Below are 13,364 nucleotides of genomic sequence, written 5' to 3'. Positions count from 1 at the left end.
GGTAGCCAGGGTGGTGGCGACTGAGCCACCCTGGCACGTTCACGGGTATTGTCGTTACAGAGTAGCAAGGAACATAAAGTGAACGGAATGACCACCAGAGTCGTATGCTTCCCCTCACCCCAGCCCTCTCCCTCAAGGGAGAGGGGGCCGTCTGTGCAAGCAATATTTGGTGGGGATCCCTCAGCCCAAAGCGAGAGGGAGTACAAATCGTCCAAAATTTAACCTTGAAATGGTCAACCCATTACCGCTATCCTTATCTCCGTTAAATTTCTCGCTCTGGAGCGCCCCCCAAAAATGAACAAACACGACTGATGAATTTCGATCCTTGCTAAACGCCACCGCGTGGGCAGGGGATATTTTGATTTCATTCAGGAGTGCTTATGGCTCATTTTGCGCAGTCCCCTTCTTTTATTTTGCATCAGGTCTCCTGTCAGTTTGCGACGGGCGATACCCTTTTTGGTCCGCTGAGTTTTTCTCTGGAGCCGTCTCTGTGCGCTCTGGTTGGCCGTAACGGCAGCGGGAAAACGCGTCTGCTGCGTCTGCTTGCGGGGCTTGATGAGCCTGCAAGCGGGCATATTGAACGTACCGGAACACACGTCTATGTGGCTCAGCAGCAGGACATTTTGCCGCACACGACGCTGGCTGAGCTGCTCGGGTACGAGGCCATCTTTTCGGCGCGAGCGCGTATCGACAGCGGCGATTACCAGCCTGACGATCTGGAAATGCTTGATGGATTCTGGGATTTAGCTGAACGTCTGGGCGAGGGGTTTGCCCGGGCGAAACTTCCGCCGTTTGATCCAGATAAGCCAGCCGGTGAGCTCAGCGGCGGCGAGCGTATTCGCGCGCTGCTGTGCGGGGCATTTACGGCTGAAGCGGATTTCCTGCTGCTGGACGAACCGACTAACCATCTGGATCGACAAGGACGGGCGTGGTTCTACGACCAGCTTGCCCGTTATCAGGGCGGCGTGCTCGTCGCCTCCCATGACCGTGAGCTGCTGGCGCAGGTGCCGCGTATTCTTGAGCTGAGCAGCGGCGGCCTGCGCAGCTACGGCGGGAATTATGCAGATTATCAAACCCAGCGCGATGCCGAACAGCAGGCGGCCCGCGCGGCGCTGGAACATGCGGCCACGGAGCGCAAACGCACCCGCGCTCGTATGCAAAAAGAGCATGACGACAGCCAGCGGCGCTCGGCAAAAACATTACGCACCGTCGATACCCTGAATATCGCGTCGTTTGAACGCGTCAAATACAAAGGCGCGGCAAAGGAACGTATCGGCGCCTGGAAAAAACAGCACAGCGAGCAAAATGAAGCCCTGAATGCCGCGGTAAACAAGGCGCGTGAGCGGGTTGAAGAAAATAACCCGGTGATGTTTACCCTGCCGGGGAGTCAGATCCCGGAAGGTAAACAGGTGCTGGTGCTGGAAGATCTGGTGCTGCCGCATGTGCCTGTTCCTCCGCTTAGCTGGCGGATGGATGGGCCAATGCGGGTGGCGCTAAAAGGTCCGAACGGCTGCGGGAAATCGACGCTGTTGAAAGCCATCCTCGGCGACATTAGTCCACGCTCAGGAACCTGTAAGGTGTCGGTCAGCTGTGCTTATCTCGATCAGCATCTTTCCCGGCTCGATCTGTCGCAGTCGGTCATGACGCACCTCAACCTGGGCAATACGCCCCTGGAAGAGGGTATGTTACGCACCCGTTTAGCCCAGCTTCAGCTGGGGGCCGACAAAGTCTCGCTCCCGCTGGCGGAACTGAGCGGTGGTGAGCGTTTGAAGGCTGCGCTGGCCTGCGTGCTTTGGCGCGGGGAGGCCACGCAGCTCCTGTTGCTGGATGAACCGACCAACCATCTGGATCTGGCCTCAGTGCAGGCTATTGAAGCGGCGCTGGCTGGTTTCCCCGGCGCGCTGCTGGTGGTGTCACACGATGATGCGTTTTTAAAAGGGTTAACGTTGACGCACGAGATGGTGTGGGAAGAGACGGGCTGGCGTTTCGAGAGCCTTTAAACACAAGCCCCCGCAGAGGCGGGGGCGTTCAAACTTTACTACGCTATCTGTTTGCTGAGTGCAGGGTTGGCCTGAATCAGGCGCATCAGCTTTAACTCGGTTGGGGTGGGTTTCTCTCGTTTTGACTCCCACTCCAGCACCATAGCCACGCTGACACCCATCGCTCTGGCGAATTCTTCAGTTTTCAGTCCTGTCCCTTTGCGCAATTGCTCATATTCTGTAAAGGGATTGGATTTTTGTTGCAGGGTAATGGCCTGCGGTACATCTTTAAAAACGATCTGTTCCAGACTGCTCAGCAGCTCAAACTCAGGATCTTTATATTCCATTGAGAACTCCTCTTAAATCTCACATCGTGATCAAGAACATCAGAGAGCCAATTAAGAATAGTCCCTAATACAAACCAAGGATCGTCACGGCTGTGATTAATCGTGCGGTAACGATCGCTTTACGCGATTCAGCTATCTGGATAGTTATGCTAATTCCCTGATTAACCATATGTCGGCTTCGCCAGGTATTTTTTTGTAAATAGTAAGAAATAAATCGGCAATAGTCGTTTTACATGAAAAGAGTATCTTGCAAGGCTGACCTGGACTATCCTTGTCAGCGTCGGGCACGCGTGTGCCGGTGTGCGCTTTTTTGGGTGAAAGGAGTAATAAAATGGCGACAGGAAAGTCCTGCTCTCGCTGGTTTGCGCCTATTGCGGCGTTGTTGATGGTTGTTAGCCTGAGTGGGTGTTTTGATAAAGAAGGCGATCAGCGCAAAGCGTTTATCGATTTTCTGCAGAATACAGTGATGCGCAGCGGCGAGCGGTTGCCGACGCTGACTGCGGATCAGAAAAAACAGTTTGGCCCCTTTGTGTCCGATTACGCCATTCTTTATGGGTATTCACAGCAGGTGAGCCAGGCGATGGACTCCGGTATCCGCCCGGTAGTGGATAGCGTGAACGCCATCCGTGTTCCCCAGGATTATATGACTCAGCGCGAGCCGCTGCGCCAGTCCAACGGTGCGCTCGGCGTGCTGAGCCAGCAGCTGCAAAATGCGAAAATGCAGGCTGACGCGTCACGTTCTGCGCTGAAGCAGGGCGAGGATCTCAAACCGGTCTTCGATAAAGTGTATGAGAAAGTAGTGACGAAACCGTCTGAAGCGATACAACCGCTGATTCCGGCCGCGCAGGTCTTCACTCAGCAGCTGGTTCAGGTCGGGGATTTCATCTCGCAGCAGGGGACACAGGTGAGCTTTGTTGCCAACGGCATTCAGTTCCCAACCTCGCAGCAGGCAAGTCAGTACAATACGCTGATTGGGCCGCTGGCCGCCCAGCACCAGGCCTTTAGCCAGGCGTGGGGCGCAGCAGTCGCTGCCACAGAATAAACCGAAAAACCCCGCCTCAGGCGGGGTTTTTTTTCGGCATTCAGAAAATAACGCTTGTCATTCCTCTACCACATCGGTATAACTGTTCGCGTCGGTTTGTTACACAGACCTAAAGCAGTTTAGTAAAGCAGTCCAGATTGTTATCCATAGATACCCTTCGTAGTGACCCTTCCTTCATCGCTTAAAAATCTGTAACGCAATCCATCAAGCCGGAAGGCACAATATATTTGTTAATAAGGTAATTTCTATGTCTGCTAAAATGACTGGTCTGGTTAAATGGTTCAACGCTGATAAAGGTTTCGGCTTCATCACTCCTGACGATGGCTCTAAAGACGTGTTCGTACACTTCTCTGCTATCCAGAACGATGGCTACAAATCTCTGGACGAAGGTCAGAAAGTTTCCTTCACCATCGAAAGCGGCGCTAAAGGCCCAGCAGCTGGTAACGTTGTAAGCCTGTAAGCTTCCAACCCAGTAGCACAAAATTCAAAAACCCGCCTTCTGGCGGGTTTTTTCGTTTCTACTGTTGGATCTGCGGGTTAACGCAGTTCCTGTCTACTTTTCCAGCAAGCGCGGCTATCAGGTTATCTACCGCCGTCGCCGCCATATTGTAGCGCGTCTCGTGGGTAGCAGAGCCGATGTGTGGCAGGGCGACGACGTTTGGCATGCTCAGCAGTGGGGAATCCACCGGAAGCGGCTCCTGCTCAAACACGTCCAGACCCGCGGCGTGGATCTCGCCGTTTTGCAGCGCTTCAATCAGCGCCTGCTCATCCACCACCGGGCCGCGACCCGCGTTGATGAAGATGGCGGACTTCTTCATTTTTTCAAACGCGGATTTGCCAATCAGATGGCGCGTTTCATCCGTCAGCGGCAGGATCAGGCAAACAAAATCGGCTTCCTGCAGCAGCGTATCCAGCTCGCAGTAACGCGCGTTGAAGCGTTCTTCTGCTTCACTGTGATGACGGCGCGCGTTATACAGAATCGGCATGTTGAAGCCGAAATGCGCGCGCTGCGCCAGCGCCAGCCCGATACGCCCCATACCCACGATGCCCAGCGTTTTGCCATGCACATCCACACCGAACCAGTCCGGCCCAATGCTTTTCGTCCATTCGCCGGCTTTCACACGCTCGGCCACTTCCACCACGCGACGGGCCGTGCTGAGCACCAGCGCCATCAGCGTATCTGCCACGGTTTCCGTCAGGGCATGCGGCGTGTGCATCAGCAGGATTTTACGGGCGTTCAGGGCATCCACGTCGAAATTGTCATAACCCACGGAAACGGTTGAGGTAGCACGAAGCTTCGGCATTTTCTCCAGCAGGGCGACATCCACTTTTTCGCTTGAACCCAGCAGGCCTTCGGCGCTGGCGAACGCATCGGCGTGCTGCGCCACGGTCTCCGGGCTCAGGTTCTTCACCTGCGTAACGGTGAAGTGTTCTTCCAGGCGTTTCTGCAGATCTTCCGGCAGAGCTTTATACAAAATGACGGACGGCTTCATGCTAATCTCCGTTGATTTTTAAGGATTCAGGCGTGGCGTGCGCCGACGAGGTGCTGTTGATTATTAGCAGGCTTAACAATCAAAGTAAGCCACACGGAGGCGAAAAGCGCTACCCCCATAAAGATGTACGACGCGGATGGGCTGCCGGTCACACCGTTCAGGTAGCCGACGAACCAGGATCCGCAGAACGACCCCAGAGCGCCCATACTGTTAATCAATGCCATTGCACCGCCCGCGACGTTACGCGGCAGCATTTCCGGGATGATGGCAAAAAACGGACCGTACGGGGCGTACATGGCGGCACCGGCAATCACCAGCAGGGTATAAGAGGCCCAGAAGTGATTCGCGCCCACCGCCCACGAGCCGATGAAGGCGAAAGCGGCAATCAGCAGCAGCGGCCAGACAAACAGCTTGCGGTTTTGCAGCTTGTCCGACGCCCAGGAGACAACGATCATCGCGATGGTCGCGGCGAGATACGGTACGGAAGAGAGCCAGCCCACTTCCACCATGCCAAGGTTCTCGCCGCCGCTGCGGATAATCGACGGCAGCCACAGCACAAACCCGTACACGCCGATACTCCAGGTAAAGTACTGCGCGCAGAGCAGGATAACGTTGCGGGAGCGGAACGCTTCGCCGTAGTTGCGTACCGCCTTCAGCCCCTGCTGCTCTTTATCCAGTTGCGCCTGCAGCGCGGCTTTTTCATCTTCGGAAAGCCACTTCGCCTGGGCAGGCTTATCTTTTACCAGCACCCACCAGCAGAATGCCCAGATAATTGCGGGTACCCCTTCGATGATAAACATCTCGCGCCAGCCGAAGGACTGGATCAGGTAGCCGGAGACCACCGACATCCACAGTACGGTGACCGGGTTACCGAGGATCAGGAAGGTGTTCGCGCGTGAACGTTCAGATTTGGTAAACCAGTTGCTTATGTAAATCAGCATCGCCGGCATGACCGCTGCCTCAACGACGCCGAGAATAAAGCGAATGGCGGCCAGGGCAGGAATATTGTTCACCACGCCGGTCAGTGACGCGCAGGCGCCCCACAGGATCAGACAGATGAAGATCAGCTTACGCACGCTGCGGCGTTCCGCGTAAATCGCGCCGGGGATCTGGAAGAAGAAGTAGCCCAGGAAGAAAAGGGCACCCAGCAGGGATGAAATACCTTTGGTGATGCCGAGGTCTTCGGTGATCCCCGCCGCGGACGCGAAGCTGAAGTTGGCACGATCGAGGTACGCCAGGCTGTACGTGATAAACACGATTGGCATGATGTACCACCAGCGTTTTACTGCATTGGTCGAACTGTTCATAGGCTTGCCTCTGTTGTTGAGGTTGTTACCGCCGTTGTCTGTAGGGTACACGGTGGCTTAATTATTTGGTGTGGCATGCTGCCCTCACCCTGGCCCTCTCCCACAGGGAGAGGGAATTTAAACGCCGAGCTCTGCTCGCGTTGGCAATCCTTCGCTGTCGCCCTGCACCTGAATCGCCAGCGAGCCAATCTTATTGCCCCGCGCGACGGCCTGCTGCAGCGGTTTGCCTTCCAGCAGGGCGCTAATGACGCCTACGGCAAAGCCATCGCCCGCGCCGACGGTGTCGACAACGTTCTCAACCTTCACCGCCGCGACCGCGCCCTGTTCGCCGTCTGCCGTTTTGAACCATGCACCATCGGCACCGGTCTTCAGCACCACCGCTTTTACCCCTTGATTCAGATAGAAATCAGCAATGCCTTCCGGCGTATTTTCACCCGTCAGAATCATCCCCTCTTTCAGGCCCGGCAGAACCCAGTCCGCCTGGAACGCAAGGCGGTTCAGCTTCTCGACCATTTCCGCTTCGCTTTTCCACAGCACCGGGCGCAAATTCGGATCGAAAGAGATCGTTTTGCCCAGCGACTTCATGGTCGTTGCCGCATGGTCCAGCAGTTCATAGGAACTGTCAGAGAGCGCCGCCGCCACGCCGCTCAGGTGCAGATGGCGGGCGGAGGCAAAATAGCCGGCGTGGTAATCTTCCGTTGAGAGATGGCTTGCCGCCGAACCTTTGCGGAAATACTCCACGATGGGATCGGTTCCATTTTCGACTTTAGATTTAAGCTGAAAGCCGGTAGGAAAGCGTCCGTCCAGGGTGACGCCTGCGGCATCAATATTCTCTTTTTTCAGCGAGTCGAGAACGAAATAGCCAAAGCTGTCATCCCCCACGCGGCTGACCCAGCCGACGTTCAGACCGAGACGCGCCAGGCCGGTCGCGACGTTCAGCTCTGCGCCCGCTACGCGTTTGATAAAGTGCTCAACCGTGCTCAGTTCGCCCGTTTCGGTCGCGACAAACATCGCCATAGCCTCGCCGATCGTGATGGCATCCAGCGTTTTGTGCATGATTTACTCCTCGCGCAGCAGGTTGACGTAATGACGGGTAACGGCGGTTAAATCCGCCCCTTCCAGCGGGAACTCAATACCACGCGGTGCACCTGCAGGCAGCTGGCCGAGCAGATCCAGCCAGCGCGCGTCTGCGCGGTCCGGCGCCACGGCGCGGAAGTTATCTTTATGCGGCACGGCGGCTTTAACGTGGATATAGCTCACCGCAGGGGCCAGGTGACGTGCGGCTTCTTCGGGGGAGTCGCCGACCCACAGCCAGTTGCCCATGTCGAAGGTCAGCGTGACGGGCAACGCCATTTCCCGACAGGCGGCCTGGAAGCGCCGCATGGGCGCGAGCTGCCCGCAGTCGGTCTGATCGTTCTCCACAACAAGCGCCATACCGCTGGCATTCAGCAGGGCGCGCAGGGCGTCGAGAGGATGTGTGTCGCTGAAATGGCCGAGGGAAACCTTCAGCCACAGGGCGTTAAGGGTGTTGGCCTCAGAGAGATAGCGGGGCAGGTCCGGGTTAAGGGTGCCGTCGGCCATAAACAGGGCGGCGGGCGCGGAGTAGCACGCCAGCAGACCCATTAGCTCGATGGATTCGCTCAGTGCAGGCAGCGCCAGCAGCTCTTCGCTGTTAAACAGTTCGCGGCGGATCTCCACGCCGTCTGCCCCTGCGCCTGCAATAACGGGGAGCATCGCCCGCTGACCGCCTGCCTGTCGCACCTGTTCCGCGCCGTACGCGGCGGTGACCACCATGATTTTCCTGCCCATCTTCGGACTCCATCGCAACATATCAATACTATTACGCTAGATGGAACCGGTTCCAAAGAAAAGATCAGGATGTCGAATTTATGATCGCTATCACAAGGGGGAATTAACGGGCGGTGGAGCCGCGAACGATCAGCTCGCCGGAGAAGACCTGCTCGCGTACGGCATCGCGGGTGCCTTCAATACGACGAATCACTTGTTCTACAGCGGCATAGCCAATCTGCCAGGTGGGTTGTTTAAGGGTCGTAATACCCACGCCAGCCAGCTCCGCCCACTCCAGCTCATCAAAGCCCAGCAGACCGATATCGCTGCCCCAGTGCAGGCCAATGCGCTTGAGCGAGCGGGCGACCTGAAGCGTCAACGCCCCGTTGGCGGAGATAACGGCTTTGCGCATCCCGCGATGGCGGGTATGGAACTGGCGCAGGGTGTTGTCGATCTGGTCGGCTTCGTGAAGCGGCGTTTCGGCATTTTCGGCGATCGCACCGGGATAACGCGCAAGCGTGGCGCGAAATGCCGCCAGGCGGTCGCGTCGGGTATTTACCATGCCCAGCGGTTCGCTCAGGAAAAGAATCGCTTCGAAGCCCTGTTCGATCAGGTGCTCGGTCGCGGTTGTGGCTGCCTGGGTGTTATCCAGCCCGACGACATCGCAGGCGAATTCCGGGATTTTACGGTCGATGAGGACCATTGGCAGAGAGGACTGCTGCAGGCGGTTCAGGCCCTCTTCACGCATGCCTACTGCGTTAACCACAATCCCTTCCACCTGGTAGCTGCGCAGCAGATCGAGGTAGTGCAGCTCCTGGTCGACTTCGTTGTTGGTATTACAGACCAGCGGCGTGAAGCCCTTCTCGCGGCAGGCGGCCTCGATACCGCTGAGGACGTTGACGGAGTAGGGGTTGGTGATATCGGCGATAATAAGGCCGATCAAACGGGTGCGACCGCGTTTGAGCCCGCGCGCCATCAGGCTGGGACGATAGTCGAGATCGGCAATGGCCTGTTCAATACGCGCCAGCAATGCGTCGGACAGCAGATGTTTCTCGCCGTTAAGGTAGCGCGAAATGCTGGTTTTACCGGTTTTGGCGGCTTTCGCCACGTCGCTGATGGTGGCCCGGGCTGGTTTGCTCATCGCTGATTTCCCTGAATTTAGTGAGAATACCTTAGCGGGAAAATCAACGATGGCAAGTGGTTCATGCCGGGGTGTGCGGTCTGTTGCTCTCACCCCGGCCCTATCCCTCGGGGATTACTGAATCGGGCTCAACGTAATCTCTACGCGACGGTTTTGCGCTTTACCTTCCGCCGTGCTGTTGCTGGCGATAGGGTTGGCAGGGCCCATGCCGCTGGTGCGGATGCGGTTTGCTTCAACGCCCTGGGTTATCAGGGAGCTGGCCACGGAATCGGCACGCTGCTGAGACAGACGCATGTTCAGATCCTGGCTGCCGGTGCTGTCGGTGTAGCCAATCACGTTCACGGCGGTCTTGTTGTACTCTTTCAGCACCATCGCCACGCCGGTCAGGGTGTTCGCGCCCGCAGGTTTCAGCGTGGCGCTGCTGCTGTCAAAGGTCACGTTGTTCGGCATGTTCAGGATGATGTTATCGCCGCTGCGGGTGACGCTCACGCCGGTTCCCTTCATTTTGTCGCGCAGTTTCGCTTCCTGCACGTCCATGTAATAACCGACGCCGCCGCCCAGCGCCGCACCTGCCGCTGCGCCAATCAGCGCACCTTTGCCGCGGTCTTTCTTGGAGGAGGAGAGCGCCCCAACGCCTGCGCCGACCAGCGAGCCGATACCTGCGCCGATGCCGGATTTACCCGCTTCGCGCTCACCGGTGTAAGGGTTGGTTGTGCAGCCTGAAACAGCCAGTGCACCGCTCACCAGAGCGGCAATAACGAGTACGCGTTTTTTCATCTTCTTTCCTTAATCCTTTTTATTCTTTGCCACGGCGAGCGTGGCAGTTGATTATGACGTCCAGATACGGAGAAAATTCCGGGTATGACTCTGAAATTTGTGACAAACCATAAACGGCCTCAACGAGAAGGCCGTAAACCTGCACGCAACCAGGAGCGCACGCTTGAGCACCTCAACAAAAACCATTCTGACCGCCGCCCACTGGGGGCCGATGCTGGTCGAAACCGATGGCGAAAATGTTCTGTCGTCCCGTGGGGCACTGCCAACACAACATCCCAATTCGTTACAGACCGTCGTACGCGATCAGGTGCACAGCAAAACGCGCGTGCGCTGGCCGATGGTGCGCAAAGGTTTTCTGGCCTCGCCGGATAAGCCGCAGGGGATCCGTGGTCAGGATGAGTTTGTTCGCGTGAGCTGGGACGATGCGCTGGCGCTGATCCATACGCAGCATAAGCGCATTCGCGACAGCTATGGCCCATCGTCCATTTTTGCCGGCTCCTATGGCTGGCGCTCGAACGGCGTGCTGCACAAGGCCGCGACCCTGCTGCAGCGCTACATGAGCCTGGCCGGGGGCTATACCGGTCATCTGGGAGACTATTCGACCGGCGCGGCGCAGGCGATCATGCCGTACGTCGTGGGAGGAAACGAAGTGTACCAGCAGCAGACCAGCTGGCCGCTGGTGCTGCAGCACACCGACGTGGTGGTGCTGTGGAGCGCCAACCCGCTGAACACGCTGAAAATTGCCTGGAATGCCAGCGACGAGCAGGGGATTGGGTATTTCGACGCGCTGCGCAAAAGCGGCAAACGCATCATCTGCATTGATCCGATGCGTTCTGAAACCATGGATTTCTTCGGCGACAGCGCCGAGTGGATTGCTCCTCATATGGGCACCGACGTGGCGATGATGCTGGGTATCGCCCATACGCTGGTGGAGAACGGCTGGCACGACCGCGATTTCCTCGCCCGGTGCACCTCCGGCTTCGACAAATTCGCCGACTACCTGACGGGCGAATCTGATGGGGTAGTGAAAACGGCAGAGTGGGCCGCGGAAATTTGTGGCGTTCCAGCCGCTAAAATCCGCGAACTGGCGGCACTGTTCCATAAAAATACCACGATGTTAATGTCCGGCTGGGGGATGCAGCGCCAGCAGTTCGGCGAGCAGAAACACTGGATGCTGGTGACGCTTGCCGCGATGCTAGGACAGATTGGTACGCCGGGCGGCGGTTTTGGTCTTTCCTATCACTTTGCGAATGGCGGTAACCCAACGCGTAAAGCGGCGGTGCTGGCGTCCCTGCAAGGCTCGGTGCAGGGCGGCGTGGATGCCGTGGATAAAATCCCGGTGGCGAGAATCGTTGAAGCCCTGGAAAACCCGGGCGGTTTTTATCAGCATAATGGTCTGGACCGCCACTTCCCGGACATTAAGTTTGTCTGGTGGGCGGGCGGGGCAAACTTCACGCACCATCAGGATACCAATCGCCTGATCCGCGCCTGGCAAAAGCCGGAGCTGGTGGTGATTTCCGAGTGCTTCTGGACCGCCTCGGCCAAACATGCCGATATCGTGCTGCCGGCGACCACGTCGTTTGAGCGTAACGATCTCACCATGACCGGCGATTACAGCAACCAGCATATGGTGCCGATGAAGCGCGTGGTGGCCCCGCGTGATGAAGCGCGTGATGATTTCGACGTGTTTGCTGAACTAAGTGAGCTCTGGGAAGCGGGCGGTCGCGAACGCTTTACCGAAGGGAAAAATGACCTGCAGTGGCTGGAGAGTTTCTACCAGATCGCCGGACAGCGCGGTGCGGCGCAGGGCGTGACGCTTCCGCCATTTGCTGAATTCTGGGAGGCGAACCAGATTCTCGAAATGCCGGAAAGCGAACAGAACGCCCGATTTGTCCGTTTCGCCGATTTCCGTCGCGACCCGGAAAACCATCCGCTGAAAACCGAGAGCGGCAAGATTGTGATCTACAGCGAGCGCATCGCCAGCTTTGGATATGCCGATTGTCCGCCACACCCTTCGTGGCTGGAGCCGGACGAGTGGCACGGCAACGCTCAGCCGGAGCAGCTGCAGGTTCTGTCTGCCCATCCGGCGCATCGTCTGCACAGTCAGCTTAACTACACCTCTCTGCGCGAGCAGTATGCGGTCGCCGGGCGGGAGCCAATTACGCTGAATACTTTAGACGCCAAAGCGCGTGGGATTGCGGACGGTGACGTGGTGCGCGTCTGGAACCAGCGTGGACAGGTGCTGGCAGGGGCGGTGGTCAGCGACGGGATTAAGCCAGGCGTGATCTGTATTCATCAGGGAGCCTGGCCCGACCTTGAGCCCACCGAAGGTGGGATCTGTAAAAACGGGGCGGTTAACGTGCTGACCAAAGATCTCCCCAGCTCGAAGCTGGGGAATGGTTGCGCAGGGAACACGGCGCTGGCCTGGGTCGAGAAATATGAGGGTCCCGAGCTTACCTTAACGGCGTTTGATCCGCCTGCCAGCTCATGATCCACGTCGGGTGCTGGGTATCATCCTGCCAGGCGCTGTCTTCAATGCGAAAGCCCTGAGCATGGTAGAAATTCACCGCCCGGACGTTTTTCTGATACACCTCCAGGGTTAAGTGCGGGAAGCGCTGTTGAACATGGTTCAGCAGCGCGCGCCCGATGCCTTTTCCGATATACGCTGGCGTAACGAACAGCGCCCCCACAAACTGCGACTGTATGACGCTGATAAAACCGCGCGGCGTACCGTTCTCCTCCCAGACCCAGGTTTCGGCGGCGGGAAGGTATTCATCCCGCACCAGCGCTTCGTTCGCTTTCCAGTAGTCGGCGTCGATAAACGGATGCGCCTCGGTGGTGCTCTCAAGCCACAGTCTCAGGAGCTGAGCGGTATTCTCACTGTGCCATTTGCGGATCATGGTTGCCCTCCGGGTGGCAGATGCAGCCCGTAATATGGTCATTGACCAGCCCGCAGGCTTGCATAAAGGAGTAACAGATGGTGGTGCCCACAAACTTGAAGCCGCGTTTTTTCAGCGCTTTCGACAGGGCATCCGAGGCAGGGGTCGAGGTTGGGATCTCTGCAAGCGTGGCGGCCCGTGTCACCTTCGGCTCGTTATCCACAAACGACCAGACAAATGCTGAGAAGGGTTCGCCGTTTTGCTCCATCGCCAGATAAGCCCTCGCGTTACCGATAATGGCCTGAATTTTACCGCGATGGCGGATGATACCGGGATTCAGAACCAGTCTTTCCACGTCGTCGTCGGTCATGGCGGCCACCGCAGCCGGATTGAACCGGTGGAAGGCATTGCGGTAGTTCTCACGCTTTTTCAGAACGGTGATCCACGACAGACCGGCCTGCTGGCCTTCAAGGCAAATCATTTCAAACAGTTTTTCACCGTCGGTTTCCGGTATGCCCCATTCCTTGTCGTGATAATCGATATAAAGCTGATCCTGGCTTACCCAACCGCAACGTTGCATAGGTCATCTCCCTTCCTGATACGATAAACGC

The 13,364-nt window shown here is 57.3% G+C and carries 13 protein-coding genes; 4 read left to right on the top strand and 9 right to left on the bottom strand.

All coding sequences use genetic code 11. From position 1 onward, the window contains the following. The first annotated feature begins 380 nt into the window (after positions 1-380). On the top strand, positions 381-2,000 hold the full coding sequence (locus tag IM265_RS18820; RefSeq protein ID WP_193031591.1) for an ABC-F family ATP-binding cassette domain-containing protein: 1,620 nt from the start codon (positions 381-383) through the stop codon (positions 1,998-2,000). A gap of 38 nt (positions 2,001-2,038) precedes the next feature. Here the strand turns inward: IM265_RS18820 and IM265_RS18815 are convergent, their stop codons facing one another. Continuing rightward, complete coding sequence (locus IM265_RS18815; RefSeq protein ID WP_028015078.1) at positions 2,039-2,326, bottom strand: HTH-type transcriptional regulator; 288 nt, start codon at positions 2,324-2,326, stop codon at positions 2,039-2,041. Between the two features lie 331 nt (positions 2,327-2,657). On the opposite strand from IM265_RS18815, the gene IM265_RS18810 reads away from it, so the two are divergent. Together IM265_RS18810 and cspA are read left to right on the top strand one after the other, a co-directional pair. Then, a complete protein-coding gene (locus IM265_RS18810; RefSeq protein WP_045260020.1) occupies positions 2,658-3,368 on the top strand; it encodes a DUF3053 domain-containing protein in 711 nt (236 codons plus the stop codon). A gap of 247 nt (positions 3,369-3,615) precedes the next feature. Further along, a complete protein-coding gene (cspA, locus tag IM265_RS18805; protein ID WP_003860775.1) occupies positions 3,616-3,828 on the top strand; it encodes an RNA chaperone/antiterminator CspA in 213 nt (70 codons plus the stop codon). A gap of 58 nt (positions 3,829-3,886) precedes the next feature. Here cspA and ghrB read toward each other — a convergent pair whose 3' ends face one another. From ghrB to IM265_RS18775, 6 genes are all read right to left on the bottom strand, one after another. Next, a complete protein-coding gene (ghrB, locus tag IM265_RS18800) occupies positions 3,887-4,861 on the bottom strand; it encodes a glyoxylate/hydroxypyruvate reductase GhrB (RefSeq protein WP_047366950.1) in 975 nt (324 codons plus the stop codon). Between the two features lie 26 nt (positions 4,862-4,887). Next, positions 4,888-6,168, bottom strand: coding sequence for an MFS transporter (locus tag IM265_RS18795; RefSeq protein ID WP_028015081.1), 1,281 nt, complete (start codon positions 6,166-6,168; stop codon positions 4,888-4,890). A gap of 117 nt (positions 6,169-6,285) precedes the next feature. Next, positions 6,286-7,224 (bottom strand): sugar kinase, encoded by a 939-nt coding sequence (locus IM265_RS18790; protein WP_193031593.1) that lies wholly within the window; start codon positions 7,222-7,224, stop codon positions 6,286-6,288. Positions 7,225-7,227: 3 nt separating this feature from the next. Then, on the bottom strand, positions 7,228-7,977 hold the full coding sequence (locus IM265_RS18785; protein ID WP_193031595.1) for a sugar phosphate isomerase/epimerase: 750 nt from the start codon (positions 7,975-7,977) through the stop codon (positions 7,228-7,230). A gap of 103 nt (positions 7,978-8,080) precedes the next feature. Next, a complete protein-coding gene (locus IM265_RS18780; protein WP_028015084.1) occupies positions 8,081-9,097 on the bottom strand; it encodes a LacI family DNA-binding transcriptional regulator in 1,017 nt (338 codons plus the stop codon). 114 nt (positions 9,098-9,211) lie between these two features. Beyond that, positions 9,212-9,874, bottom strand: coding sequence for an OmpA family lipoprotein (locus tag IM265_RS18775; RefSeq protein WP_008502762.1), 663 nt, complete (start codon positions 9,872-9,874; stop codon positions 9,212-9,214). A gap of 211 nt (positions 9,875-10,085) precedes the next feature. Between IM265_RS18775 and IM265_RS18770 the strand changes: the two genes are divergently transcribed. Next, positions 10,086-12,365, top strand: a complete 2,280-nt coding sequence (locus IM265_RS18770; protein WP_234424141.1) for a molybdopterin guanine dinucleotide-containing S/N-oxide reductase — start codon at positions 10,086-10,088, stop codon at positions 12,363-12,365. Here the strand turns inward: IM265_RS18770 and IM265_RS18765 are convergent. Then, entirely contained in the window at positions 12,328-12,774 is a 447-nt protein-coding gene (locus IM265_RS18765; protein ID WP_028015086.1) for an N-acetyltransferase, read from the bottom strand. The two genes, IM265_RS18770 and IM265_RS18765, sit on opposite strands and share 38 nt — an antisense overlap. Beyond that, positions 12,752-13,333, bottom strand: coding sequence for a DNA-3-methyladenine glycosylase I (tag, locus tag IM265_RS18760; RefSeq protein ID WP_193031598.1), 582 nt, complete (start codon positions 13,331-13,333; stop codon positions 12,752-12,754). Before tag ends, IM265_RS18765 begins: the two co-directional genes overlap by 23 nt. Positions 13,334-13,364 lie beyond the last annotated feature (31 nt).

It is taken from the genome of Enterobacter cloacae complex sp. P17RS, assembly GCF_014895885.1.
Lineage (GTDB): Bacteria > Pseudomonadota > Gammaproteobacteria > Enterobacterales > Enterobacteriaceae > Enterobacter > Enterobacter bugandensis.
The sequence above is the reverse complement of the archived record's forward strand: the minus strand, read 5'-3'. Positions and strand labels throughout refer to the sequence as shown.

Bases quoted from the DNA above. Each gene is read 5' to 3' on its own strand.
- IM265_RS18820 (WP_193031591.1), top strand. From the start codon at position 381: ATGGCTCATTTTGCGCAGTCCCCTTCTTTTATTTTGCATCAGGTCTCC.
- IM265_RS18815 (WP_028015078.1), bottom strand. From the start codon at position 2,326: ATGGAATATAAAGATCCTGAGTTTGAGCTGCTGAGCAGTCTGGAACAG.
- IM265_RS18810 (WP_045260020.1), top strand. From the start codon at position 2,658: ATGGCGACAGGAAAGTCCTGCTCTCGCTGGTTTGCGCCTATTGCGGCG.
- cspA (WP_003860775.1), top strand. From the start codon at position 3,616: ATGTCTGCTAAAATGACTGGTCTGGTTAAATGGTTCAACGCTGATAAA.
- ghrB (WP_047366950.1), bottom strand. From the start codon at position 4,861: ATGAAGCCGTCCGTCATTTTGTATAAAGCTCTGCCGGAAGATCTGCAG.
- IM265_RS18795 (WP_028015081.1), bottom strand. From the start codon at position 6,168: ATGAACAGTTCGACCAATGCAGTAAAACGCTGGTGGTACATCATGCCA.
- IM265_RS18790 (WP_193031593.1), bottom strand. From the start codon at position 7,224: ATGCACAAAACGCTGGATGCCATCACGATCGGCGAGGCTATGGCGATG.
- IM265_RS18785 (WP_193031595.1), bottom strand. From the start codon at position 7,977: ATGGGCAGGAAAATCATGGTGGTCACCGCCGCGTACGGCGCGGAACAG.
- IM265_RS18780 (WP_028015084.1), bottom strand. From the start codon at position 9,097: ATGAGCAAACCAGCCCGGGCCACCATCAGCGACGTGGCGAAAGCCGCC.
- IM265_RS18775 (WP_008502762.1), bottom strand. From the start codon at position 9,874: ATGAAAAAACGCGTACTCGTTATTGCCGCTCTGGTGAGCGGTGCACTG.
- IM265_RS18770 (WP_234424141.1), top strand. From the start codon at position 10,086: ATGCTGGTCGAAACCGATGGCGAAAATGTTCTGTCGTCCCGTGGGGCA.
- IM265_RS18765 (WP_028015086.1), bottom strand. From the start codon at position 12,774: ATGATCCGCAAATGGCACAGTGAGAATACCGCTCAGCTCCTGAGACTG.
- tag (WP_193031598.1), bottom strand. From the start codon at position 13,333: ATGCAACGTTGCGGTTGGGTAAGCCAGGATCAGCTTTATATCGATTAT.